This is a genomic window from Acinetobacter sp. ANC_7511, assembly GCF_056779975.1.
Genome location: NZ_JBWYIY010000048.1, coordinates 1 through 713, shown reverse-complemented (window position 1 = coordinate 713; position 713 = coordinate 1). Strand labels below are relative to the sequence as shown.

Below are 713 nucleotides of genomic sequence, written 5' to 3'. Positions count from 1 at the left end.
AAACGTCATCGACGACATTCCAATCCACAGAAGGGTTACGTTCCATTAACGCTTTTAATGGCACTGCACCTAAGTCATCCGCACGGACAGGTGCTAAACCACCGGCATAACGACCAAAAGGCGTACGGATGGCATCAATGATGTATGCGTTTTTCATAGTGTAAGATCCTAAAACCAGTCTTAAGCCTGAGTGGCATCAATGAGTTTGGCACCCGTCATCGATTGAAGCTCTTCAAAAGATAAGCCTTCAACTTTCTCAATGACTTTCATGCCATCTGCCGTCACATCAATCACACAAAGATCCGTATAAATGCGGTCCACACATTTCAAACCTGTCGCAGGATAAGTCAGCTCAGCAACGATTTTCGGTTCGCCTTTTTTAGTGACATGATCGGTGGTAATAAAGACTTTCTTCGCACCCACGGCTAAATCCATTGCACCACCCACAGCAGGAATGGCATCAGGTGCACCGGTATGCCAGTTTGCAAGATCACCATTTTCTGCCACTTGGAAAGCACCCAGTACCGCGATGTCTAAATGACCACCACGCATCATGGCAAATGAATCACCATGATGGAAGAAAGCTCCGCCTTCTAGCAGGGTTACAAACTCTTTACCTGCGTTAATTAACTCAGGGTCACGGTCTTCTTCCGCAGGGGGTGGACCAAAGGCCAATAAACCATTTTCAGAATGTAAAAAGACATCTTTGTCAG

General features: G+C 46.1%; 2 protein-coding genes. Both read right to left on the bottom strand.

Going from position 1 to position 713, the window contains the following annotated elements:
* A partial coding sequence (locus AC1M9L_RS14745; protein WP_481590811.1) for a thiolase family protein occupies nt 1-157 on the bottom strand: 157 nt, incomplete at its 3' end.
* Nucleotides 158-180: 23 nt separating this feature from the next.
* On the bottom strand, nt 181-713 hold a 533-nt coding region (locus AC1M9L_RS14740; protein ID WP_481592551.1), incomplete at its 5' end, for a CoA-transferase.